The organism is Dellaglioa sp. CoH-57-MRSF-22, assembly GCF_056781895.1.
On the sequence record NZ_JBXAXT010000004.1, the window covers coordinates 103,359 to 127,371 of the forward strand.

At 33.9% G+C, this 24,013-nt stretch carries 22 protein-coding genes; 6 read left to right on the forward strand and 16 right to left on the reverse strand.

Annotated features, from left to right (window positions below):
- Window positions 1–45 precede the first annotated feature (45 nt).
- Entirely contained in the window at window positions 46–2,304 is a 2,259-nt protein-coding gene (gshAB, locus tag AC1RPR_RS05645) for a bifunctional glutamate--cysteine ligase GshA/glutathione synthetase GshB (protein ID WP_481761662.1), read from the reverse strand.
- A gap of 139 nt (window positions 2,305–2,443) precedes the next feature.
- Between gshAB and AC1RPR_RS05650 the strand changes: the two genes are divergently transcribed.
- Window positions 2,444–3,715, forward strand: a complete 1,272-nt coding sequence (locus AC1RPR_RS05650) for a replication-associated recombination protein A (protein WP_481761661.1) — start codon at window positions 2,444–2,446, stop codon at window positions 3,713–3,715.
- A gap of 692 nt (window positions 3,716–4,407) precedes the next feature.
- A complete protein-coding gene (locus AC1RPR_RS05655; protein ID WP_409022337.1) occupies window positions 4,408–4,893 on the forward strand; it encodes a universal stress protein in 486 nt (161 codons plus the stop codon).
- A 34-nt stretch (window positions 4,894–4,927) separates the two neighbouring features.
- On the opposite strand, the gene AC1RPR_RS05660 is transcribed toward AC1RPR_RS05655, so the two are convergent.
- The 5 genes from AC1RPR_RS05660 to AC1RPR_RS05680 all read right to left on the reverse strand — a co-directional run bounded on the left by AC1RPR_RS05660 (window position 4,928) and on the right by AC1RPR_RS05680 (window position 9,812).
- Window positions 4,928–5,485 (reverse strand): DNA-3-methyladenine glycosylase I, encoded by a 558-nt coding sequence (locus AC1RPR_RS05660; protein ID WP_481761660.1) that lies wholly within the window; start codon window positions 5,483–5,485, stop codon window positions 4,928–4,930.
- A gap of 72 nt (window positions 5,486–5,557) precedes the next feature.
- Window positions 5,558–6,664 carry a D-alanine--D-alanine ligase family protein gene (locus AC1RPR_RS05665; RefSeq protein WP_409022784.1) on the reverse strand — a complete coding sequence of 369 codons (1,107 nt, stop codon included), beginning with the start codon at window positions 6,662–6,664 and terminating at the stop codon, window positions 5,558–5,560.
- 102 nt (window positions 6,665–6,766) lie between these two features.
- Entirely contained in the window at window positions 6,767–8,077 is a 1,311-nt protein-coding gene (locus AC1RPR_RS05670) for an NCS2 family permease (protein ID WP_481761659.1), read from the reverse strand.
- A 135-nt stretch (window positions 8,078–8,212) separates the two neighbouring features.
- Window positions 8,213–8,767 carry a 5-formyltetrahydrofolate cyclo-ligase gene (locus AC1RPR_RS05675; RefSeq protein WP_481761658.1) on the reverse strand — a complete coding sequence of 185 codons (555 nt, stop codon included), beginning with the start codon at window positions 8,765–8,767 and terminating at the stop codon, window positions 8,213–8,215.
- 4 nt (window positions 8,768–8,771) lie between these two features.
- Window positions 8,772–9,812 carry a zinc-binding alcohol dehydrogenase family protein gene (locus AC1RPR_RS05680; RefSeq protein WP_481761657.1) on the reverse strand — a complete coding sequence of 347 codons (1,041 nt, stop codon included), beginning with the start codon at window positions 9,810–9,812 and terminating at the stop codon, window positions 8,772–8,774.
- 200 nt (window positions 9,813–10,012) lie between these two features.
- On the opposite strand from AC1RPR_RS05680, the gene AC1RPR_RS05685 reads away from it, so the two are divergent.
- Window positions 10,013–10,729: a DUF975 family protein gene (locus AC1RPR_RS05685; protein ID WP_481761656.1), complete on the forward strand. Its 717-nt coding sequence runs from the start codon at window positions 10,013–10,015 to the stop codon at window positions 10,727–10,729.
- A 30-nt stretch (window positions 10,730–10,759) separates the two neighbouring features.
- Here the strand turns inward: AC1RPR_RS05685 and AC1RPR_RS05690 are convergent, their stop codons facing one another.
- On the reverse strand, window positions 10,760–11,401 hold the full coding sequence (locus tag AC1RPR_RS05690) for a DNA alkylation repair protein (protein ID WP_481761655.1): 642 nt from the start codon (window positions 11,399–11,401) through the stop codon (window positions 10,760–10,762).
- A 92-nt stretch (window positions 11,402–11,493) separates the two neighbouring features.
- On the opposite strand from AC1RPR_RS05690, the gene AC1RPR_RS05695 reads away from it, so the two are divergent.
- Complete coding sequence (locus AC1RPR_RS05695) at window positions 11,494–12,597, forward strand: baeRF6 domain-containing protein (protein WP_481761654.1); 1,104 nt, start codon at window positions 11,494–11,496, stop codon at window positions 12,595–12,597.
- Window positions 12,598–12,699: 102 nt separating this feature from the next.
- Entirely contained in the window at window positions 12,700–13,170 is a 471-nt protein-coding gene (locus tag AC1RPR_RS05700) for a nucleoside 2-deoxyribosyltransferase (protein WP_481761653.1), read from the forward strand.
- Between the two features lie 92 nt (window positions 13,171–13,262).
- On the opposite strand, the gene AC1RPR_RS05705 is transcribed toward AC1RPR_RS05700, so the two are convergent.
- The 8 genes from AC1RPR_RS05705 to sufC all read right to left on the reverse strand — a co-directional run bounded on the left by AC1RPR_RS05705 (window position 13,263) and on the right by sufC (window position 22,311).
- Window positions 13,263–15,167, reverse strand: coding sequence for a M13 family metallopeptidase (locus AC1RPR_RS05705; protein ID WP_481761652.1), 1,905 nt, complete (start codon window positions 15,165–15,167; stop codon window positions 13,263–13,265).
- Between the two features lie 271 nt (window positions 15,168–15,438).
- The gene (locus AC1RPR_RS05710; protein ID WP_481761651.1) at window positions 15,439–16,209 is read right to left on the reverse strand and encodes an ABC transporter permease; all 771 of its coding nucleotides are present in this window, start codon (window positions 16,207–16,209) and stop codon (window positions 15,439–15,441) included.
- Window positions 16,202–17,137, reverse strand: coding sequence for an ABC transporter ATP-binding protein (locus tag AC1RPR_RS05715; protein ID WP_481761650.1), 936 nt, complete (start codon window positions 17,135–17,137; stop codon window positions 16,202–16,204). Before AC1RPR_RS05715 ends, AC1RPR_RS05710 begins: the two co-directional genes overlap by 8 nt.
- A gap of 56 nt (window positions 17,138–17,193) precedes the next feature.
- The gene (gene sufB / locus AC1RPR_RS05720) at window positions 17,194–18,588 is read right to left on the reverse strand and encodes a Fe-S cluster assembly protein SufB (RefSeq protein ID WP_481761649.1); all 1,395 of its coding nucleotides are present in this window, start codon (window positions 18,586–18,588) and stop codon (window positions 17,194–17,196) included.
- 14 nt (window positions 18,589–18,602) lie between these two features.
- On the reverse strand, window positions 18,603–19,034 hold the full coding sequence (gene sufU, locus AC1RPR_RS05725) for a Fe-S cluster assembly sulfur transfer protein SufU (protein ID WP_481761648.1): 432 nt from the start codon (window positions 19,032–19,034) through the stop codon (window positions 18,603–18,605).
- Window positions 19,021–20,259 carry an aminotransferase class V-fold PLP-dependent enzyme gene (locus AC1RPR_RS05730; protein WP_481761647.1) on the reverse strand — a complete coding sequence of 413 codons (1,239 nt, stop codon included), beginning with the start codon at window positions 20,257–20,259 and terminating at the stop codon, window positions 19,021–19,023. Before AC1RPR_RS05730 ends, sufU begins: the two co-directional genes overlap by 14 nt.
- Window positions 20,228–21,514, reverse strand: a complete 1,287-nt coding sequence (gene sufD, locus AC1RPR_RS05735) for a Fe-S cluster assembly protein SufD (protein WP_481761646.1) — start codon at window positions 21,512–21,514, stop codon at window positions 20,228–20,230. The genes AC1RPR_RS05730 and sufD overlap by 32 nt, the downstream gene beginning before the upstream one ends.
- A gap of 14 nt (window positions 21,515–21,528) precedes the next feature.
- Window positions 21,529–22,311 (reverse strand): Fe-S cluster assembly ATPase SufC, encoded by a 783-nt coding sequence (gene sufC, locus AC1RPR_RS05740; protein ID WP_481761645.1) that lies wholly within the window; start codon window positions 22,309–22,311, stop codon window positions 21,529–21,531.
- 135 nt (window positions 22,312–22,446) lie between these two features.
- On the opposite strand from sufC, the gene AC1RPR_RS05745 reads away from it, so the two are divergent.
- On the forward strand, window positions 22,447–23,163 hold the full coding sequence (locus AC1RPR_RS05745; protein ID WP_481761644.1) for a gamma-glutamyl-gamma-aminobutyrate hydrolase family protein: 717 nt from the start codon (window positions 22,447–22,449) through the stop codon (window positions 23,161–23,163).
- A 39-nt stretch (window positions 23,164–23,202) separates the two neighbouring features.
- Here AC1RPR_RS05745 and AC1RPR_RS05750 read toward each other — a convergent pair whose 3' ends face one another.
- A complete protein-coding gene (locus AC1RPR_RS05750; protein ID WP_481761722.1) occupies window positions 23,203–24,009 on the reverse strand; it encodes a MetQ/NlpA family ABC transporter substrate-binding protein in 807 nt (268 codons plus the stop codon).
- Between the last annotated feature and the right edge of the window lie 4 nt (window positions 24,010–24,013).

A 24,013-nucleotide genomic window follows, 5' to 3' on the forward strand; every position in this document is an offset into this window, starting at 1 on the left:
AAAAACTTAAACTAACACTTTTATATTAAGTGTAGTTTAAGTTTTTTATTTGGTTTCTAAAATCTTTACTATTTCATTAGCAATAGGCTGGTTATCTCCAAAATTAGGAAACGAATTTATCGATAAATCAGGAGCCGTTTCAATTGAAAGAACGGTTAAAGCATCCCTATGTCTATAGTCATATGCTATATACAAGTTAGGAATAACCACATCAACTGCCCCCATCGTCATTTTTAAACGTTTTGCATAACCTTCAATTAACGCTATATATGATTCGTCCATTTGATTGCTAACTTCATTTTGATTTGCACCCGAATAAAAATTACTATCATATCTAATGATTGCTTCAGACCCTCTTGAAATAACAGTTGATTCAGTAATACCTTGTGATGCTATTGTTTGATGTTCAACTTCTGACAATTTAAGCGGATACCATGGACCTTGACTAGTACGTTCTACTTGTGCATTTTTTATTGTAATTAACTGTGCCAACGTCTTTCGTCCATCGCCAACTACACTAACTGGTAATCTTTCAACAATACCCTTTACATGGCCACCTACAATCATAAATCGATAGACTGACCCAACAGTAATTTCTTCAATTAAAACTTGTGTATCAATTGATAAGATACGTTTAACGGCTTCTTTATACTCGCTTAACGTCGGAGCCACTCGAAATACATGTGTTGCTTGACTGCTCTTTATGAATCTTGGCTTAATAACTAATGCTTTGTTGACTACATCTGCATAATAGTTCATAGCTTCATCTAAAGTGTGTACATTAATACTACTAGGAACTTTAATATCAAGGTTGCCCAATATTTTTTTAGTTGTTTGCTTGTCATATGCAATTTTGTTTAAAACACTGGTATCTAAATCAGAAATTACCCCATTTTGCAGAAGATGTCCGTTCACCCGTATGACGTCCAAATCACTGTCAACAAGATCAAAATAAGACCCTCTTTTTATCAACGCTGCTAAAATAAGCTGCGTATTTTTCGAGTAACAGTTAAAGCCAATCAATGAACTTAACTGTGACTGATACTTTATCTTATTAGATTTTGCTTGTTCCATTGCAAAATCAGCCAACGATTTATTAATATCTTCATCAACTATCCTTGCACTCAGACTCAATTCAGGTCGTTCAAATTGTAATTTAAATTGAACTAATGTATCCTCTAAATTTTTATCTAGATAAAAATTATCATTAAATAAAATTAATTCGTTCAGCAGTTTTATTGCAGCATTTTTAACAATCGAGGTTGTTTTAGGGTCTTCTATTGCCACCTCATTTTTTAATTGTTTCGCTTTAAATATAATATCATCAACTTCATTTTCTGCCATATCTGGCGTCATTAGAAAGTAAGCCGCTAATAATTGAATAAACTTAATTGTGTCACCTTGAATACCAACACGAGAAAATGGATCAACATCAAATCCACGGAGTTCAATATAATTAACACCAGATGAAATTAATGTATCTTCCTTTTTAGTAGCTGATTTAAATTGTACATCTCCATAATATTCAGAAAATGATAACAATTTACCATTCTGGACCATCTTATTAAGTGACGTAACGTATGAGTTAATTGATCGATAAGAAGCTTGAACTGAACTATCAATATTGGTATAGCCAAATTCACTGTTTCTAACACTTCTAACCGGATGACAAGCATTATAATTAGTACTTTCAACAATTGGTGTTGCTCCAAACAAGTAAGTTGTAAGCCAACTCTTTTCCATAAATTTGCGTCCAATTTTTAAATAGACGTAATTATGAAATTCTATATAAGAATTAAAATAACTATGAAACTCAGAATCAAATAAAATCTGAATTACTTTTTCTGGAAAGCTAAAATTAAGATGTACAGACGTAAAAAGTTGACGTTTTTTTCCATACTTTTCTGCTAATTTATTTCGGTATATAAATCCTAATTCATCTGGATGCGCTATTCTTACTTTAGATTCATCCACTGGTAATTTAGGAATTGAACTCAATGGCCATAACTGTTCATCACTATCCAATTCTTGTGTTGCGACTTGTTGAATGGCATCTAGATAGTTAATAACATTATCAGCCCCCTCAATTGGTGGCGTGATAAATTCCATTTGTGATTCGCCAAAATCTGTTTTTATATAAGGATGTTTAAATCTATCTCCTAATGATTCAGGATGATCAGTTGAACTCAGCACTCCCGTATTCTTCACTCTTTGAGTTTCTCGCTCTAATCCTATCAACGATTTTCTAAGTAGAGGTGCGAGCTTTTCTTCCTGAATTTGTAATCCGATTGCATCTAGTTTCATATCATTGTGCCTCCTCATTTGTCTATTACATTGTACCAAATATTTGAATTAATCCTTCATATTTGCAATCCATTGTGCCAATTAAATTTATGCAATATGCTATACTATTCTTTAGTAATCAACGTGAAAGGAGCCACATATGTTACAACCACTTGCATTCAGAATGCGACCAACTAAAATTGAAGAAGTCGTTGGCCAACAACACCTTGTTGGTCCAGGTAAAATTATCAAACGAATGGTCGAAGCAAAACTGCTTTCATCTATGATTTTATACGGACCACCTGGCACTGGTAAAACGAGTATCGCCAGTGCTATTGCCGGATCAACTCAGTATGCATTTCGTAAATTAAATGCTGCAACTGATTCTAAGAAAGACCTTGAAATCGTAGCTGAAGAAGCAAAAATGAGCGGTACTGTTATTTTACTTTTAGATGAAATCCATCGATTAACGAAACCTAAACAAGACTTCTTATTACCCCACTTAGAAAGTGGCCAAATTATTTTAATCGGTGCAACAACAGAAAATCCTTACATTACCATCAATCCAGCTATTAGAAGTCGAACACAAATCTTTGAAGTTAAACCTTTAGACGAAAATGATATTGAAACTGCACTTGATCGTGCACTAGTAGATAAAAATATTGGTCTCGGAAATCTTAATATTAATTTAGAAGCTAATGCACGGTTACACTTAGCGCGAGCAACCAACGGAGATTTACGTAGTTCTTTGAATGCACTTGAACTAGCTGCTAAGTCAACCCCACCTGATAGTTCAGGTGTCATTACCTTATCACTATCAGTCATAGAAGAGTGTCTACAAAGAAAAGCATTAACCCATGATAAAGATGGCGATGCTCACTATGATGTTATTTCTGCTTTTCAAAAATCAGTAAGAGGTTCCGATGTTAACGCGGCTTTACATTACTTAGGACGTTTAATTCTTGCTGGTGATTTACCTACAATTGCAAGGCGTTTAATCACAATGGCATACGAAGATGTCGGATTAAGTAGCCCTGCAGCATGTGCTAGAACCTTAACTGCTGTACAGGCGGCAGAAAAAATTGGCTTTCCAGAGGCTAAAATACCTCTGTCTAACGCAGTAATTGATCTCTGCCTCTCACCCAAATCAGACTCGGCAAATGTTGCCATAAATAATGCAATTGCTGATATTGAAAAAGGTGGTTTTGGAGATATTCCTGCTCATTTAAAAGATTCACATTACAAAGGTGCTGCAGATTTAGGTCATGGTATTGGTTATAAATTTCCACATAACTATCCAAATGATTGGGTTGCCCAACAATATCTTCCAGATAAATTGAAAGATGCTAATTATTATGAGCCTAAAGCAAACGGGCGTTATGAACAAGGACTTAAAGAACAATATAGTAAATTACATCCATCAAAAAGATGATTTGTTGCCGCTTACATCATAATTGTTGCACCTTTTAAAAGTCTGTGCTATATTAAAGATGAAGTTCTGAAGTGTACGCGTTATCTTATTAGAATGTTGACCGAACAAATAATTATACCTAGGCGTCAACTTGATAGGCTAGCTAATTTCAAGCCTTTTCACTTGGTAGTTAGAGGCTAGTACAGTCGATGCCACCTGCTTCACTGCGGGCTCAACTCACGAAGATGATTAACGGCACTACGCGGATATTCCAAAGCTTTTGCTTTGATGGTCTGGGCAAACTATGTTTGCTCAGACTTTTTTTATTAAGAATAAAGGAGTCTTTAAATGTTAATTCGGATACTTTTAGCCGTTCTTTCACTCTTACTCTTGACTATCGGCTATTACTTATTCTCACATCGCAACAAAAATTTTATGATATTTAAACCTGAGTCAAACCAGGTGCTAAGCTCAATACTACTTGTCTTTGGGTTAATTATCTGTATTGAAAGCTTAGTTGGCTTAATTTCAGTAATCATTTTTATACCCATATTTTGTGGGATACTAGTTACTCTAGCCTGCCTTACGGTTGGTGCTTTAACAATTATTTTATCTTTTTTTATGCATTAATCTAACTTTGTAACCGTTTTTACTTCTATTTTCATTCGTTTTGTCGTAAAATAGAGGTATATAAAAGAAAGAGGTGGCCGACCATGTTACAACAATATAAAAATATTTTAGTTCCTGTAGATGGTTCTGATGAAGCAAAATTAGCATTCGAAAAAGCAGTACAAGTAGCTTTAAGAAATGGCGAAGATTCTACACTTCATCTTTTGCATGTTATTGACACTAGAGCATTCCAAAATATCTCAAGTTTTGATACGTCAATGGTTGAACAAGTTAGTGATACAGCAAAAGAGACATTGAATAAGTATATTGCACAAGCAAAAGCAGCTGGTCTTAAGAATGTTGACTACTCAATTGAGTATGGTTCTCCAAAAGTAGTTATTGCTAAAAATGTTCCTATTAATTTAGATATTGATTTAATTGTGATCGGCGCTACTGGATTGAATGCAGTCGAACGATTATTAATTGGTTCAGTTACAGAATACGTAACTCGAGTTGCTGTTTCTGATGTCTTAGTTGTTCGAACAGATTTAAATAACACACCTGCTCTTAAAAATAATCTTAAAAAATAAAAAAAGAAATTAGCCATAATTGGTTAATTTCTTTTTATTTTGTCTTGAATTTACATAAAGTAATATGGTCATCTACCATACCCATACTTTGCATCAATGAATAAATAATTTTAGGACCAACAAACTTAAACCCTAATTTCTTCAATTCTTTAGATAACTTTTTTGAAATGTCGGTTTCAGCTGGAACATCCTCTGCATGTCGCCAGAGATTATTAATTGGTTTATTTGCTACAAATTCCCATAAAAATGAATCAAATGATTGCCCATCTTGGTTCATTCTTATGATCGCCTGTGCATTCGCGATAATAGCGATAATTTTTTGCTTATTTCGAATAATATCTGCATTTTCCATTAGTTCCGCAATTTTATCTTCATCAAATTGACTAACTTTGTAAATTGAAAAATTTTCAAAAGCGTGATTAAAATGATTACGTTTATTTAAAACGGTCTTCCAGCTCAACCCTGCTTGCATTAATTCTAAACTCAATAATCTGAATAGTTGTTGATCGCCATAAAGCGGCTTTCCCCATTCTTCATCATGATAATCTTGCATTAACTGATTACCCGATTGGGCCCATGGGCATCTTTCCATATTCTATTCTCTCCTTCACTCAAATAAAAAAGATTACTAGTGCTGTCTCCAGACTAATAATCTTCTTAAAATTTAGATTTCAGGTAATTCAGTAAAGTCATAATGTAATTCTTTAACAGCGGCATGTTCGTCGAATGCTAATTGGATTAATTTATCAATTAATTCTGAATAACCAATTCCTGAAACTTCCCACAATTGTGGATAAAGCGAAATGTTTGTGAATCCAGGTAACGTATTTAGTTCACCAAGATATGGAATACCATCTTTAACTAAGAAATCAATTCGTGCTAAACCACGACAACCCAATGCTTCAAAAGCACGTAATGACATGTCTTGGATTTCTTTTGTTAATTCATCTGGTAATTCAACAGGCATTTCAAATTCCACACCTGAAGCATCAACGAATTTATTATTGTAATCGTAAAATACATCAGATTTAGGTACGATAACTGCACCTAATTTTGAAGCTTTTAAATCAGTATTTCCAAGAATTGAACATTCAATTTCATCAGGATTTTCGATTGATTCTTCAACTAAAAGCTTTGTGTCATATAAAAATGCATCTTCTATACCTTCAAGGAATTCTTTTTCGTTATGTGCCTTATGAATACCAACTGATGATCCTTGGTTAGCTGGTTTAATGAAAACAACTTCTCCAAGTTCCTTACTAATGTGTGCGTAAGTCATTTCAGCACGATTGTTGGCCTTAACAACCAAATATTTAGTATTTCTGATATTATTTAACGTTAACATTTTCTTAGTTAAATCTTTATCAAATGAAATTGCTGATGAACGAACATCACTACCAATATATGGTTTATCTAAAAGTTTAAATAATCCTTGAATTGTACCATCTTCACCCATATTACCATGAATAACTGGATAAAAAAGATCAATATCTTTAACTTCAGTTAAACTCATGATATTAGCTAACGGATTTGTAAAATCAATTGTTGGTAAGACATCTTCAACAACTTTTGCTTCTGGTTCGCCATCAAAAATGCGACGTGAAGCAGCATCTCCAAGTAGTACACCTTCCTTTGTAAACATGAATAAACTAACTTCGTACTTATTTTTATCCATTGCATCGTAGATATTATGTGCTGAACGTTTTGAAACGTCATGTTCTGATGAATTACCACCAAAAAGTAATCCAATGTGTATCTTTTCGCTTGTCATCATATTCTCCATTCCTATTGTATTATTTTTGTTCGCTTTAAACTCTTAGTCTAAATAATACCATGTTTATAGTAGATCTGTCATTTACGTTTGCTATTTTATTTAAACATTTAAAATCCACATGAAAAGTAAGAACACAAAGAACAGTCCGTACATGATTGGATGAACATCTTTTCGACGACCAGCAGCAATCATTGTAATTGGATAAAAAATCATTCCCAAAGCAATCCCGTCAGAGATACTATAAGTTAATGGCATACCAATTACAATTAAAAATGCTGGAATTGCAATTTCCATTTTTGTCCATTCGATTTTTGTTAAAGATTGTGCCATCAATACACCAACAATAATTAATGCTGGAGCAGTGACCTGTGTTGTTACAACTGATAATAATGGCGAGAAAAATATCCCGACAATAAATAATAATCCAGTTGTAACAGCCGTTAAACCTGAGCGTCCACCAACGGCGATACCTGCTGAAGACTCAACATATGCACCAACTGGAGATGTTCCTAAAACAGAGCCAGCAAGCATTGCTGTTGAATCAGCAACTAAAGCTTTACCGACACGAGGCATTTTATTGTCTTTCATGAATCCGGCTTGTTGAGCTAACCCAACAAGTGTTCCAGCAGTATCAAAGAAAGTAACTAACAAGAAGGTTAAAACGACTACCCATAACTGAACCGTGTTAATATCACTAATATGTTTAACGCCTTGCATAAATGTTGGGGCCAAACTTGGGGCACCGGCAACAACTTGTGTTGGCATTTTAATTAATCCTGTGATGAATCCTAGAATAACTGTTGCAAACATCCCAATAAAAATACCACCTGGAACACGTCTAACCATTAAAATTGCAGTAACAATTAAGCCAAAGATTGTTAACCATGTTGTACCAACGGTCAATGGACCTAGGCCCACAACTGTGGATTTGTTTGCGATAATTAAGCCACCATCTTGTAAACCGATAAAAGCAATAAATAAACCAATACCACTTGAGATAGCGTATTTTAAGTTACTTGGAATAGCATTAATAATCATTTCGCGTAGTTTAAAAATAGTAATTAAAATAAAAATTAGTGATGCTACAAATACACCTGCTAAAGCTGTTTGCCATGGAATTCCCATACCTATAACAACTGAATATGAGAAAAAGGCATTAATACCCAATGCGGGAGCTGTTGCTATTGGGTATTTAGCTAAAATACCCATTAAAATACAGCCTAAAGCACTTGATAATGCAGTTGCAGTAAATACTGCCCCTTTGTCCATCCCCGAAGCACTTAAAATCGTAGGATTAACAAATAATATGTAAGCCATTGATATAAACGTTGTAAAACCAGCTAACATTTCGCGTTTAACCGTTGTATGTAACTGATCAATTTCAAAATATGATTTAATGCGATTAATCATTTTAAATCTCCTTTTCATAAATACATTTGTTCGTGTTTATCTCATTAATGAGCAATTACAATTTTACTATATTCGTATATTAATGTAAATAATATTATTAAACTGTATTTTGTTAAGGATTTATTCAAATAGAACTTATACTGTAATAATTTTATCAATTTTAATATCAAACTGATTACTTGTCCATTTCTCAGAAATTACATTTTGAACGTCCAAACAAAGTGAAATTGTTTTTGGTTGATATTTTGCAATATACCGATCATAATAACCACCGCCAAAGCCAATCCTTTGATTATTCTCTAAATTAAACCCAACTCCTGGTACAATCACTAAATCTAAATTATTCTTTTCAAGTGCAACATTATATTCAGGTTCTAATAGTCCATAATCACTTTTTATAAGCACCTGTTCAATAGATAAGTAAGGTAAAAATGCAAGTTGCTTTTCAGGCATCGTTTTTGGTATATACACCCTCTTACCTTGAGACAGTGCCGCCAATAGTAATTCGTTAGTACTAAACTCAATCGATTGACTAATTGTTAATCCGATTGAATCAGCCGATTCCCATTCTTCAGATTGTAAAACTTTATCAATAATTGCCTTCTCCTGATTCCTTTTTTCAAGGACCTTATTTTTTGCCAAATCAACCATCTTGTTAATAATCATTTTTCTAATTTCTTTTTTACTCAATAGCTTATACCTCCGCGTTAAATTCACCAGTTATTACAAACTTTCCAATCATCTTACCATTTTCAACAACTTCAGAAGCCGTTCGTAAATTATCGGCGTTAATCCCCACCAATGATTTAGTCATCGTTGATTTTAGTTTGCCTTCATCTAATAACGTGGCTAAGCGATTTAATGTTTTACCTTGAGAGCTCATATCTGCCGTGTAATATACACCTTTAGTAAAAACTGTTAGCCATTTAAACTCATTACTTTTATTTTTTAATTTACCAATTGGTAAATTATCAGATGTGCCCACAATTGAAGTAATAATACCCTGAGGTCTGATGATATCTGCTGCTAAATCAAAATAAGTTTCTGTTGAGTGCAATATTAGAATACCATCAACTTCATTAATATTTAATTTAACTAATTGTTTCTTCAAATCTTTTCGGTGATTAATGACAATATCAGCGCCCATCTTTTTAACCCAATCGCTCGTTTCTAATCTTGAAGCGGTCGTGATAACAGTCAAACCAGCCCATTTAGCAAGTTGAATAGCAATAGAGCCTACACCACCAGCTCCATTAATAATTAAAACTGATTTTCCACTATTGGCATTTTTCTCTGGAATGAAATTTAATTTTTCAAATAATGCTTCCCATGCTGTTACACCTGTTAGTGGCATAGCGGCTGCTTCACTGTCTGTTATTTTCTTGGGTGCATTTCCAACTAGTCGTTCATCAACTAGCTGATACTCAGCATTACTTCCTGAACGATTATTGACACCTAAATAAAAAACCTTATCACCACTATTAAATTGTGTTACTTCTGATCCTATTTCAGAGACGACCCCGATTGCATCGAAACCTAAAATAAGTAATTTTTCTTCAGAATCAATTAACATTCTTGATTTATAATCTATTGGATTCACTGAAATACCCGTTACCTTCACAAGAATATCATGATTTTCAGGTGTCGGTTTATCGATTTTGACATCTCGTAATGCATTTTTATCTTCTGTCGGAAATTTTCCAAATGCTGCGATGGCCTTCATTTTATTTACCATTAGCTCACTCTTCTTCCATTAATATAGATTACGCTATTCATCTTACTACAATCTAACAAAAAGTTTGGTTTGTTTCACTTTTATACCGTCTAAAAATATTGAAATACTCACATTCTCAATCTGTCAGTATAGACTTAATATTTGGTTTAATGTATGCTTAAAATATTATTAAAACATATACAATTAAGGAGACACACATCATGGAAAAACCACTAAAAACGAGACAACAACTGAAATCTGAATCAAAGGCATTACTTAAAGGACACTGGAAGTCAGCTATCCTAGTTAGCTTACTAGCAATCCTTATTTTTATTGTTTATTCTCGCTTATATTCTACTGAGTACGCAGACATTATGAATTTATATTCTACTGAAAATAATAACCAATCATCAGCTATCAGTCCTATAATTTCAGCAACTGTCGTTGTTCTTTATCTTATTTTTCAAATTCTACTTGTAGGTGTTTCATATACATTCTTAACTTGGGTCAGTTCACAAAAAACACCAGAACATGCATTTACACAAAGTTTCCAAGTTTTCTCAAATGAATTATTTTTCCCATCTATTGGTATCGCCATTCTCAAAACCATTTATAGTACACTTTGGACTCTCTTGCTTATTGTCCCAGGAATTATTAAATACTATTCTTATTCACAAGTCTTTATGATTAACAAAGACTTAACAGATAACCCAAATCATCCTGACATCAGTATTAATAAAAAAATAACGTTAAGCCGTGAATTAATGAACGGACACAAATTTGATTTATTCGTAATAGAGTTAAGTCTGGTTGGTTGGTACCTATTATCAATCGTGACACTTGGAATTGGTTATATTTGGTACATGCCTTATCAACAAGCAATTAAAGCAAATTTCTACAGAGACCTTGCCGGAGATAAATTCTTAACCTTAAAATAAGCAAAAAAGACTGAATAAAATCAGTCTTTTTTATTTTGTCTTCACATGTTTAAGTCCTTCTCGCACAGCTAGCTTTGATAGATCATGGCTCTCAATAAAAGTTATAACCCAATTTTCATCAGTCTTAGCATACTCACGTAATGACCAACCAATCGCTTTTTGGATGAAAAATTCATCTGTTGTTCTATCATTCAAAATCATCTTTGATAAGTAAGCTAGATTAGTTTCTTCACGATAGCCTAACTGAAGATTTATACCCACACGACGCATCCAGAAATTATCATGGTTTTCAAATTGCTTACTAATATCGTTAAAATTTATCGGACTTAATTTTAAAAAGTCACTAATAACCTTACGTAAAGCATCTACTGAATCCCACCATGGTTTAACCTTAATTAACTCAACCAATACTTGGACTTCATCAACCGTCAATCGTTTAAGATTTTTTTGTGCTAAGTCGATTGCAACATATTGATACTCTCTTTCTTCACGACCATAATAAGCTAAAATTTGTGAGATTAACTCTTCTAGAGGCCAACTCTTAGATTCTTTCATCAAGTCCTTTGTTAGTTCACGTCGACTTGGTGTCTTAATCCCTAAGTAAGAAAAATTATTTTTCATGTAAGCTTCCATTTTTTTAATATTTTTGTTATCTTTTTCTAAATAAATCATATTTACTCCTTTTATGAAAACGTAACCATATAAGTTGGATAACCGTTTTCATGATGTTATACTAAAGGTAATCATATAAAGGGGGAACCATTATGTCAATGCATAACAATTTGAAAAAATTACTCACAATCAAAGAAGAACCCATTGTATCAATCTTTATCAAAACATATCCAGGTATTAATTTTGCTGCGAAGAATCAGTTAAAACTAAAAACTAGTTTAAAAACTGCCAAAGAAGCTCATTCGGATGTACCTAAGAAAACTTGGGAACTAATTGAAACACAATTGGTTAATTTTATTAATGAAATTGCAGATAAAATCGGTCAATTCCCTAGTATCGCACTTTACTTAACACCTAACGATTACTTTAAATTTAATTTAAATCACGCTATTGAAGTAGATAAAGTTATTGTTGGTCCTGAAGCATACACTTTACCTTTATTAGCTCAACAAGCAACAAAATTATCAGGAACAATCCTAAGCTTACACCGTGATTCATTTGAATTACATCAATTCAAAGAAGGTGTCTTATTGAAACAAGAACTCCCAGAGGATGCTCCTATCGACATGGTATCAACTCTTGGTCCTGAAAGTACAGATACCACGACCACTCATGGCCCTACTGGCGCCCTCCATGGGTTAAATACTAAGGATGAAGAAAAAGCGATTGATAATAGAAATTACTACTTGGCAATTGAAAAATTCCTAGTTACCCATCCCGAATTAATTTATAAACGTCTTTTCCTTATTGGACTACCTAAAAATCAAAGCTTATTCCATGAATTAACAAAATTAAAATCAGTTAATTCAGAAATTACAATTAAAAAATCACCTAGTGCCCTAACAACTACAGAAATTGAAAAAGATTTGTTAGATCAAAATCAAATTTTAATCAATCAAACAATTGATCATTTATTGGATCGTGCTCGTTCACTTGATGAAGTTAATCCAAGCAAAACAAACCCAATCGATTTGTTTGCTCTATTAACGCAACATCGTGTTAATACTTTATTAATTAACGAAGACGCTGTATTCCCTGGTTTAATTAGTGATGGTCAAATTATCGATACTGAACCTGGAAAAACAACCAATAACTTATTAAATGATTTAGCTAACTTTACTTTACGTAATAGTGGTAACGTTTACGTTATTTCAGCTGACCACTTTAATTCAGGTCAATTCGTTTACGGTGTTTAGAAATTGAAAAAGAAGACTTCATTGTCTTCTTTTTTTGTGCCCATTTTTAAAATGTCATGCTATACTTAAAAAAGCAAATATATATTCCAGGAGACGATATTAATGAATAAAGTTTATTTAGCAGGTCCATTTTTTAGCGACAAACAACGTGAACGTGTTTCTCAAGTTGTTGCAGCATTAAAAGAGAACAAAACAATTGATAGTGACAATATTTACTTGCCCCAAGATAATCAAAGTAAACAATATGAACAATTCAGTCAACAATGGCAACGTGCAGTTTATTTAGCTGACACACGCCAAGTTCATCGCGCAGACGTTGTTGTTGCTATCTTAGACTACAAAGAAGACGAAGATAACGAACCTGACTCTGGTACTATGTTTGAAGTTGGTATGGCAGTAGAAGCTCATATTCCAGTTATCTTAGTTCAATTTGAAGCTGGTCGTGTTATCAATCTAATGTTATCTGAAAGTTTAACTGCTTTCTTTGATGAGAGTAAAAATGGCTTAAATGAACTTTCTGAATATAATTTCAACGTTTTGGAAGAAAAAATTACAGAGAACGAAGTATTATAATATGCTACCTTTAAGTATTACGGATAAACAATCGCAGCAAAAAGGACATTATCATTTTGATAATGTCCTTTTAATTTGTCTTAATTAATCATTTACCAAATATTAACGCGTTCATCGACTGCTTTATACATTGCATCACTTGCAACAATATCAAAGGCATCATAAAATTCTGCTAAATTTTGAACTTGAATATTAGCACGCAACTTAGCAGGGGCATGAACATCAATTGATAATAACAATTGCATATACTGTGTTGAAGCCTTCATTCGCCATACTTGTGCCCAATTAATGAAAAATGCTTCAAAATCAGTATCGTCTTCAGATTTAGCCGCTTCAAGTGCACAACTAAGCCCACCAGCATCAGCAATATTTTCAGAAACTGTTAAAGTCCCATTAACTTTTTGGCCTGCGAATTCAGTTCCGTCAAATTCAGTAATCATTTGTTGTGATAATTCTTTAAAATGGGTCAAATCGGCTTCACTCCACCAATTATTCAAATTACCATACTCATCAAATAGCGCACCATTATTATCAAAAGCATGTGAAATCTCGTGCGCAATAACTGCTCCAATACCACCATAGTTAGCACTACTACTCTGCTCTAAACTATAAAATGGTGCTTGTAAAATAGCCGCTGGAAAGACAATGATATTTTTAAAGGGATGATAATAAGCATTAACTGTTGCTGCACTCATCTCCCAAAGATCACGATCGACAGGTTTATCCCACTTACTAAACATATCTTCAGTGGCTAATTTATCAAAGGCCATTGCATTCTCTAGCAATGTTTTTTCCATATTAACGTGCATTTTTTGATAAAGCGGGTTAATTTTATCTGGATACCCAACTTGAATACCTAATTTACTTAATTTTAAAATTGCCTTATCACGTGTAGTACTTGTTAACCAATTATTAGTAGCCAATCTATTTTGATAAACATTAATCATCTTTTCAACCATCTGTTGAACGTCTGCTTTAGCATCTTCACCAAAGTATTTATATCCATAATATTCGCCCACAACCCCACTATAGGTTCCCATGGCTAGATAATAAGCAAACTTTTGTTGTTTTTTCGGTGCCTTGCTTCCAGATAATGCACGCCCGTATTCACCAGCAATAACACGTAAGTCATCTGATAAATATGAACTAAGACTCCCTACTGTTTTAACAATTAACCAACTTTTAAATTCTGTAAAATGAGTTGTATTCACGAGTTCATCAATAGATGATAAAAATTTAGGTTCAGTCACAATTATTTTTTCTGGTTCATTCCCATTTAAAAGATTTTTAACAATTGATTTTAAATCTAAATTACTACTTTGTGAACTAAATTCTGTGAAACTTTGTGGGTTGTACGCTTTACTATAATCAGCTGATTCTTCAGCACTCTTGACATTTGGCACTAAGTTACGATCAAAAGTTAGTGCCTCTGTAATAACATGATTTGCATTTTCTTCACTATAATCTAAAGCAACTAATAACTTAGTCATCATCGCCCTAAATGCTTTAAGTAAACCTTCAGCTTGTGAATTATCTCGTTCATAATACGTTTTATCTGGTAAAACCAAACTCGGAGCTGCCACAAATAAAGCATTAATTTTAGCATTTTTCATATCAGCATCAACATCAAACCCAAGTGGTGTTGGATAACCCGCACGAACAAAATCTGCCCATTTAGTATCGAAATCAGCTAAACTTGTTAAATTTTCTAAAGGTGCTAAAACTTTTTTCAATGGTAAGGTTCCTTCTGATTCACGTCGATCAAAATCAGCTGCTAAGGCATAATAGTTTAAAAATTCTTGCATTAATGGTGCTTTAACACTAGAATCAGCTGACATTTTTTCAAAATCAGCCATCAAAGTTTTATCAATTTCATCAGCTAAATCATTAAAACCACCCGTCGCAGGTTTATCATCAGGAATTTTGGCAGTTTTTAACCATTCACCATTTACTGCTTCGTATAAATCATCTTTAATTAATTGTTTATTTATAGTCATTATTTATCTCCTTTTTAGTTTTATATGTAGCTAGTATAAACGTTATTCTAGTGTTTTAATAATAATTTACTTGAAAAACAGACATTTTTTCAAAATATACCTTATATCTATCTTTTAAAGAGTCTACGATATCTATCTTTGGTACCATTTTTCGTACCCTAACAAAAAAACAAAAGCCATAAGACTTTTGTTTTTGGTGCTATCCAGATTCATTATTGATCAACCGTCACAGAATGATTAATAAGAAAGAAGGATTATTACATTGGCTATCCTAACTTCTCAAACCTCTACCTTTATTAATAAGATACCAACAAATCCAGTAAAGAACACCAATAAACAGAATAAGAATTATCATTGATAAAGCAAGTGATACATCAGTCTTACCTAAAAAACCATATCTAAATCCTGAAATCATATAAACAATTGGATTAATCTTAGAGATGGCCTGCCAAACTGGTGGTAACATTGAAATAGAATAGAAAACACCACCAAGATAAGTTAATGGCTGTAAAACAAACGTAGGTACAATTGACACATCATCAAATGACTGTGCAAAAATACCATTAATTAATCCTGCTAATGAAAATAAAATGGCTGTCATCAAAAGTGTGATAATAATAATGACCCACGAAAAAACATGAAGAGGTACAAAAAATAATGAAATAATAGTGACAAGTGCCCCAACTAAAACACTTCTTCCAAGTCCTCCAATAACAAATCCCCATATAATAATATGCGTTGGTACTGGTGCAACTAGTAATTCTTCAATATTTTTCTGAAATTTCTGAGAAAAAAATGACGAAGATACATTAGCATACGAACTAGTGATCACCGACATCATAATTAACCCTGGTACAATGAATTCCATATATGAAAATCCACCCATTGCACCAATTCGGCCACCAATCATTTTACCAAATATAATAAAATACAATGATGTTGTAATCACTGGTGGTACTAATGTCTGTACCCAAATTCTCAAATAACGATTAGTTTCTTTTATTGCGAGACTTTTTAATGCAGTAAAATATTGATTAAACATGTTTCTCCCCCACTTGGTGCTTTTCTTCCGTAATTTTCAAGAATAACTCTTCTAATCGATTCGATTTATTTCGCATAGAAAGAACTTTTATCCCTTGTTCATCAAATTGTTTAAAGATCCCATTAACACCTTGATTTCGTTCAACTTCGATAGAAATTGTTTGCGCGTCTTCAAAGGAATTTTTATACCCTATAATTTCTGGCTTTTTATCATACACATCTAAATCGAAAATAAACGTTTCAAATTGTAATTTTGATAATAAAGTTTTCATGCTCGTATTTTCAATCAACTCACCTGATTGAATAATACCGATATGACGACAAAGTGTTTCTGCTTCTTCTAAATAATGAGTCGTCAAGATAATCGTTGTGCCATTCTCATTCAATTCCTTTAAAAAAGACCACATTTCACGTCTCAACTCAATATCTACACCCGCAGTTGGTTCGTCTAAAATGAGCAACCGAGGTTCATGCATTAATGCCCTGGCAATCATCAATCTTCGTTTCATCCCACCAGAAAGCATTCGTGCACGTACATTACGTTTTTCCCATAAATCTGACTGTTTTAAATATTTTTCACTGCGCTCCATTGCTTCTTTATGAGGAACACCATAGTAACCAGCCTGATTAACAACAATTTGTTGAACCGTTTCAAAAGGATTAAAGTTAAATTCCTGTGGGACAAGTCCAATTTGTTGTTTGGCTTGTACCAAATTGGTATCAATATCGTAATCAAAAACCTTCACTGTTCCCGCTGTTTTATTCACAAGAGATGTAATAATACCAATTGTCGTTGATTTTCCCGCACCATTAGGCCCTAAAAGTGCATAAAAATCCCCTTCTTCTACAGCCAGATCAATACCACGTAACGCTTTAACACCCGTTGCATATTCTTTTTTTAAGCCTTTTATTTCCAGTGCATATATCATTTAATTATTATCCCCTTATTTACTTTTTAGGAAAAGTAACATCATTCTAAACTATTTTACCCCACACTGCCTTCCATCTGATACTCAATCAGACGATTCAATTCAACAGCGTATTCCATCGGTAATTCTTTGGTGAACGGTTCAACAAATCCCATTACAATCATCTCTGTTGCTTTTGCTTCAGAAATTCCGCGACTCATTAAGTAATATAATTGTTCTTCAGAAATTTTAGAAACTTTAGCTTCATGTTCCATAGAAACATTGCCATTTAAAATTTCATTAAATGGAATCGTATCACTCGCTGATTTATCATCCATGATGATTGTATCGCATTCGACATGTGCAAACGAACCATCACTATGTCTACCAAATTTTAAATAACCTCGATAATCAACTCGTCCACCATCTTTACATAACGATTTAGAAACAATCGAAGAAGTCGTATTTTTAGCATTGTGAATCATTTTTGCCCCAGTATCTTGAACGATATTCCCACCAGCAAACGCAATCGACAACATTGTGCCATGTGCGCCTTGACCATCTAAATAAATACTTGGATATTTCATTGTAACTTTTGATCCAAGGTTACCATCAACCCACTCCATCGTCGCATTTTCTAAGGCTCTAGCACGTTTTGTCTCTAAGCTATACACATTATCTGACCAATTTTGAATCGTTGTATACCGACAATAGGCATCTTTCATGACGTTCACTTCAACGACTGCCGCATGCAAACTGTCTGCCGAATAATTAGGTGCTGTACAACCTTCAACGTAATTAACACTTGCGCCTTCATCAACAATGATTAATGTTCGTTCAAATTGTCCTGTATTCTCCGCATTAATTCTGAAATAACTTTGAATAGGCACCTCGGTCTTCACACCTTTAGGTACATAGATAAAAGTACCACCAGACCAAACAGCCGAATTTAAAGCTGAAAATTTATTATTAGAGGCAGGAACCAATTTGCCAAAATACTGTTTAACCAATTCAGGATATTCTTGGACGGCAGCATCTGTACTCATAAAAATAATTCCTAATTTTTCAAAATCTTCACGCATATGATGGTAAACAACTTCTGATTCATATTGTGCAGAAGAGCCAGCTAAGTATTTACGTTCAGCTTCTGGAACACCAAGTCGGTCAAAGGTTTCTTTAATCTTATCTGGGACATCTTCCCAGTCTCTAGCAACATTATCACTAGCACGTTGAAAATAGCGCATATTAGCTAAATCTAACTTAGACAAATCAGGACCAAAACTTGGCATTGGCATCTTTTCATATAAGGCAAAGGCACGAAGTCGATAATCCAACATCCACTCTGGTTCATTTTTTGCTGCCGAAATTTCTCGAACAATCGCTTCGGTTAAGCCACGCCCAGTTGAATAAACAGGCTCAATATCATCTTTAAAGCCATATTCATACTCACCACCAACATCTAGTTCTTTCATATCTTACCTCCTCTCTAATTTTCTAAATTAATAGCTTGATAAACTGCCTTCCAAGCTAATGTGGCACACTTAATCCGAGCTGGAAACTGAGCGACACCTTCTAAAATAGCAGCATCACCTAAAAGATTTTCATCAATCGTTTCACCTGTTACCATTCTTGAAAATGTTGTCACCATTTCTTCTATTTCATTTTTTGCTTTACCAATAATTTCATCAGTCATCATACTTGCAGATGCCTGGCTAATCGTACAACCCGTCCCAGAAAAGGCAACATCTTGAACCTTGTTGTCACTCATGATAAGTTCAACTTTTAAAACATCCCCACAGGTTGGATTTCTGAGTTCAATTGATTTCTGACCCTTTACTAGTGAGCCATGATGATGCGGATGTGTGGCATGTTCCAAAATAACTTGGCGATATAAATTATCTAATTTAGATAGTCCCATTTTTAAAGAACTCCTTTGTAGCGATTAACGCGTCAATAAATTTTTGATTTTCTTCTAAAGTATTGTAAAAATATAAACTAATACGAACAGTTGACGATACACCCATGCACTTCATTAATGGCTGTGCACAATGATGACCCGCGCGAACCGCAATTCCTTGCATATCAAGAGCTGTCGCAACGTCATGCGGATGTAGTCCCTCCAAATTAAATGAAATAACGCCTGATCGTTTTTTACTTTCAGTTGGCCCATAGACAGTAATGCCAGAAATGGCTTTTAATTTAGGTAATAAATCAGTGATGAGCATCTGTTCATGTGCTTGTATATTAACCATTCCAACTTCATTTAAATAGTGAATAGTAGCACCTAATGAAATGACCCCTTCAATATTAGGTGTCCCCGCTTCAAATTTCCAAGGAATATCTTTAAAGGTTGATTGTTGCTCTTCAACAAAATCAATCATCTCACCACCAAATTCTAGTGGCTGCATCTCGTTCAAATAATTACTTTTTCCATATAAAACGCCAATACCAGTTGCAGCCCCCATTTTATGACCTGAAAAAGCAAAAAAATCAACATCTAACTCCTGAACATTAATCGGCATATAAGGTATTGATTGCGCCCCATCACAAATAACAACCGCACCGACTGTATGTGCCATGTCCGTTAATTCTTTGATGGGGTTTATACTCCCCAAAACATTTGAAATTTGAGTTAGCGATACAATTTTAGTTTTAGCTGTCATTTTTAATTTCGCATCATTAATGTCTAATTGTCCATCATCTGTTATGTCGATGTAAACTAATTTAGCACCAGTTGCTTGTGCGACTTGTTGCCAAGGAACAAGGTTACTATGGTGTTCCATAATAGATATTAAAATCTCATCCCCTGGTTTCAATCGATTCTGTGCAAAACCCTGAGCAACCCAGTTTAAACTTTCGGTTGTCCCTTTTGTAAATAAGATTTCAGCTGAATATTTTGCATGAATAAAATCAGCAACAGCTTGTCGTACATCTTCAAATTGCTGTGTTGTACGCTCGGCTAAAGTATGCACACCACGATGTACATTGGCATTATCATTTTCATAATAATGTGAAATGGCATTAATAACTGCTTGTGGTTTCTGAACAGTTGCAGCATTGTCAAAATAAATTAACGGTTCATCATTCACAATTTGCTTTAAAATAGGAAAATCATTGCGATACTTTTTCAAATTTTTGACCATTAATGAGTTTCCCCTCTATTGTTTCGATTAATCGTTCACGAACATCAACTGCCGGAATTGCCGTTAAAACAGGTCCTAAGAATCCACGAATAACAAGTCTTTCTGCTTCTTCTTTGTGTAATCCACGACTCATCAGATAGTACAATTGTTCCTGATTCACGCGTCCAACACTAGCTGCATGTCCAGCTTGAACATCATTTTCATCAATTAATAAAATAGGATTAGCGTCTCCACGTGCTTTTGTGGATAACATTAGCACACGGCTTTCTTGTTGAGCATTCGCACCCTTTGCACCTTTAATAATATGGCCAATTCCATTAAATATTAATGTAGAACGCGATAAAATTACACCGTGTTGCAGAATTTGACCAATTGAATGTTTACCATAATTCGTCACCCGTGTATCAATCCCTTGAATCTGATTTCCTGTTGAAATCGCAACAACTTTAACATCTGCGTGAGAACCTGCACCAATTAAATCAGAATCGAAATCGCCAATTATATTGCCATTATTAAGTAATCCAATTGACCAATCTATTTTTGCATTGCCTAATAAATAACCCCGACGGTTAATATATGCTGTTGTATGTTCCCCTAATTGATCAACTCCAGCAAATTTAACATGACTGTTAGCTTTAGCAATCACTTCCACAATAATATTTGCGGTTGTGATCTGATCACCGACTGTTGAACGATTTTCTAGATATGAAAACTGACTATTTTCTGCTGCGACAATTAAAACATGCTGTACATAGTCCTGATTGTCCCGTGCATCCTGCGTTAAATAAGTTGTAATTGGGTTGTCTAATACAACATTTTTAGGTACATAAATAAACAAACCACCGGTTAATTGTGCTAAATGCGTTGCGGTCAACAAATCACTATCCCATTTAACTGCCTTAGTCATAAAATATTTCTTAATTAAATCTGCATGTTCCACTAACGCGGTTGACCAGTCGCAAATAATAACATGATTTTCTTTTAATTCCTCAGATATATTTAAACTAATCGTTCGAGATCCAACTTGAATAAACGTATTTTCATCCGATTTTTTTGAAACAAATTCCCCTGATTCTTTAACCAGTGTTTCAGGTATAATGGGCCATTTTTGGTATCTAATTTTTTCAAATGAAGGAAGCGCTAGTAATGTTTTTTTTACAAAGGCATCTCTTCTTAATTGTTGAAACCACTCAGGTTCTTGTTTTAAATTTGAAAAATCAATTATACTTTGTTCTAAGAGCTTCAAATCAATCATTTTCCGGCCCTCCACTAAAGGTTCTCGTCTGTTAAAGTAATGTCTAGCCCTAATTCATCACGCAAACCAGCATAGCCTTCTTCTTCCAGTTTTTCTGCAAGTTCGGCGCCACCCGTTTTAACAACCCGTCCATCCATCATAACGTGCACCACATCAGGCACAATATAGTTCAGCAAACGTTGGTAATGCGTAATCATAAGTGTTCCAAATTCCGCATTTTTCAACATTTCATTTACGCCTCTCGAAACAACTTTCAATGCATCAATGTCTAGACCTGAATCAATTTCATCTAAAATAGCAAATTTTGGTTCAATCATCATCAGTTGTAAAATTTCATTACGTTTCTTTTCGCCACCTGAAAAACCTTCATTTAAATAACGATCAGCCATTTCCTCAGTCATATCTAAAGTTGTCATCGTTTTATCTAATTTCTTTAAATATTCTCGAATTGGGATTTGTTTATCTTCCGGTCGACGTGCGTTGATTGCTGCACGCATAAATTCAGCATTTGTTACACCAGGAATTTCTGAAGGATATTGCATTGCTAAAAATAATCCTGCTCGAGCTCGCTCATCAACAGGTAGTTCTAAAATGTTTACACCATTCAGCAATACTTCGCCTTCTGTCACTTTATACGCAGGATTCCCCATAATGGCCTCAGATAAAGTTGATTTACCTGTTCCATTTGGACCCATGATTGCGTGTACTTCTCCAGTCGACATTTTTAAATTAACACCTTTTAAAATTTCTTTATCTTCAATTTCTACATGTAAATTTTTAACCTCAAGTGTCGACATTTTAGCATTCCTCCGATTCATTAATATATTCCATTCTATCTTAATAAATTATCCATTTCAATGGAGCCTCGAGACTCGCAATCTTTATTTAATTAAGTTAAACTAATAAAAAGTAAATTTTGAGGAGGTTCATTTATGAAACCTATTATCGGTATTGTTGGAAATCCTAATCGAAATCCAATTACAGGCATGCACATTAACGAAATTACTTATACACCTCAAGGCTATATTGATGCCATTATTGAAGTTGGCGGTTTACCACTAATCATTCCTACTGATTTAGCAAACGCATCTAGTTATCTTGATTTGGTAGATGGTTTACTATTAGCAGGTGGTCAAGATGTTTCACCAATCTTATACGGCCAAGAACCTCATCCAAAATTAGAAGAATTAAATCCCCCACGTGACGAAATGGAGCTCGCTTTAATCAAGGAAGCTATTTCTCGAAAAATACCAATACTTGGTATTTGCCGTGGACTACAAATACTTAACGTCTTTTTTGGTGGAACACTCTATCAAGATTTAAGTGACTATTCAAATTGGCAAGTTAAGCATTTACAAGATCCAACATTACCAGAATACGCCACACATTCTGTATCGATTAAAGCAAATAATTATTTATCAGATACTTATGGTTCAACGCTTCGTGTCAATACGTACCATCACCAAGCCATTAACCGTTTAGGTGATTCATTAACGGCCATTGCGACAAGTTCAGATGGCCTAATTGAAGGTATCAGTAGTAATGACGGTCTCATTTTAGGTGTTCAATGGCATCCCGAAATGTCTTATATAAGAGAACCATCAGATTTAGCTATTTTCAAATGGCTAATTAATAAAATTGCAAAATAAAGAGAATTGAATTAGTCATGTCGACTAATTCAATTCTCTTTATTTTGCAGGAATAACGGCACCTTTATACTTATTCAAAATCCATTCGCGTGTCTTTTTAGATTGTAGTGCTTTAACTAACTTTTTAATCGCAGGATTATCTTTATTTTTTGGTGCGACAGCAACTAAATTCGCATATGATGATGTACTACGTTCTAATGCAATAGCTTGTTTCGTTGGATTTAATCCAGCTTCAACCGCATAATTTGCATTAATAATGATGGCTGAGCCTTCATTATTTTCATATAAATCAGACATCAATTTTGGCTCATACGTATGCTTAAAAACTAAATTTAATTTATTTGTTTTGATATCAGCAAAATTTGCAGTTGCCACGTCTGTCCCTTTTTTCAGGGTTATTAATCCAGCATCTTTAAAAATAGTTAAAACACGACCATAATCTGAAATACTGTTAGATACTAAAACCGTACTTCCTTTCTTCAAATCAGTTAACTTTTTAACTTGTTTAGAATAGACACCGATTGGTTCAAGATGAACATTTCCAACACTTATTAAATCACCATTATTCTGTTTGTCCCAATTATCTAAAAATGGTTTATGTTGAAAATAATTAGCATCTAAATCACCAGATTCAGTCGCTTTATTAGGCATCACATAATCCTGAAAAACTTTAACTTTTAAATCGATACCTTCTTTTGCCAACATTGGTTTTACATGATCTAGAATTTCTGCATGGGGCATATTACTAGCACCAATTGTCAAAGTAGTCATTCCATTTGATTGTTTCCCGCATCCAGCTAATAAAAGAGTCAAAAATAGAAATGAAAAAATGAACTTTTTGTTTATTCTC

Excerpts from the sequence above, each read along its gene's own strand:
- gshAB (WP_481761662.1), bottom strand. The coding sequence starts at position 2,304 with ATGAAACTAGATGCAATCGGATTACAAATTCAGGAAGAAAAGCTCGCA.
- AC1RPR_RS05650 (WP_481761661.1), top strand. The coding sequence starts at position 2,444 with ATGTTACAACCACTTGCATTCAGAATGCGACCAACTAAAATTGAAGAA.
- AC1RPR_RS05655 (WP_409022337.1), top strand. The coding sequence starts at position 4,408 with ATGTTACAACAATATAAAAATATTTTAGTTCCTGTAGATGGTTCTGAT.
- AC1RPR_RS05660 (WP_481761660.1), bottom strand. The coding sequence starts at position 5,485 with ATGGAAAGATGCCCATGGGCCCAATCGGGTAATCAGTTAATGCAAGAT.
- AC1RPR_RS05665 (WP_409022784.1), bottom strand. The coding sequence starts at position 6,664 with ATGACAAGCGAAAAGATACACATTGGATTACTTTTTGGTGGTAATTCA.
- AC1RPR_RS05670 (WP_481761659.1), bottom strand. The coding sequence starts at position 8,077 with ATGATTAATCGCATTAAATCATATTTTGAAATTGATCAGTTACATACA.
- AC1RPR_RS05680 (WP_481761657.1), bottom strand. The coding sequence starts at position 9,812 with ATGGTAAATAAAATGAAGGCCATCGCAGCATTTGGAAAATTTCCGACA.
- AC1RPR_RS05685 (WP_481761656.1), top strand. The coding sequence starts at position 10,013 with ATGGAAAAACCACTAAAAACGAGACAACAACTGAAATCTGAATCAAAG.
- AC1RPR_RS05690 (WP_481761655.1), bottom strand. The coding sequence starts at position 11,401 with ATGATTTATTTAGAAAAAGATAACAAAAATATTAAAAAAATGGAAGCT.
- AC1RPR_RS05695 (WP_481761654.1), top strand. The coding sequence starts at position 11,494 with ATGTCAATGCATAACAATTTGAAAAAATTACTCACAATCAAAGAAGAA.
- AC1RPR_RS05700 (WP_481761653.1), top strand. The coding sequence starts at position 12,700 with ATGAATAAAGTTTATTTAGCAGGTCCATTTTTTAGCGACAAACAACGT.
- AC1RPR_RS05705 (WP_481761652.1), bottom strand. The coding sequence starts at position 15,167 with ATGACTATAAATAAACAATTAATTAAAGATGATTTATACGAAGCAGTA.
- AC1RPR_RS05710 (WP_481761651.1), bottom strand. The coding sequence starts at position 16,209 with ATGTTTAATCAATATTTTACTGCATTAAAAAGTCTCGCAATAAAAGAA.
- AC1RPR_RS05715 (WP_481761650.1), bottom strand. The coding sequence starts at position 17,137 with ATGATATATGCACTGGAAATAAAAGGCTTAAAAAAAGAATATGCAACG.
- sufB (WP_481761649.1), bottom strand. The coding sequence starts at position 18,588 with ATGAAAGAACTAGATGTTGGTGGTGAGTATGAATATGGCTTTAAAGAT.
- sufU (WP_481761648.1), bottom strand. The coding sequence starts at position 19,034 with ATGGGACTATCTAAATTAGATAATTTATATCGCCAAGTTATTTTGGAA.
- AC1RPR_RS05730 (WP_481761647.1), bottom strand. The coding sequence starts at position 20,259 with ATGGTCAAAAATTTGAAAAAGTATCGCAATGATTTTCCTATTTTAAAG.
- sufD (WP_481761646.1), bottom strand. The coding sequence starts at position 21,514 with ATGATTGATTTGAAGCTCTTAGAACAAAGTATAATTGATTTTTCAAAT.
- sufC (WP_481761645.1), bottom strand. The coding sequence starts at position 22,311 with ATGTCGACACTTGAGGTTAAAAATTTACATGTAGAAATTGAAGATAAA.
- AC1RPR_RS05745 (WP_481761644.1), top strand. The coding sequence starts at position 22,447 with ATGAAACCTATTATCGGTATTGTTGGAAATCCTAATCGAAATCCAATT.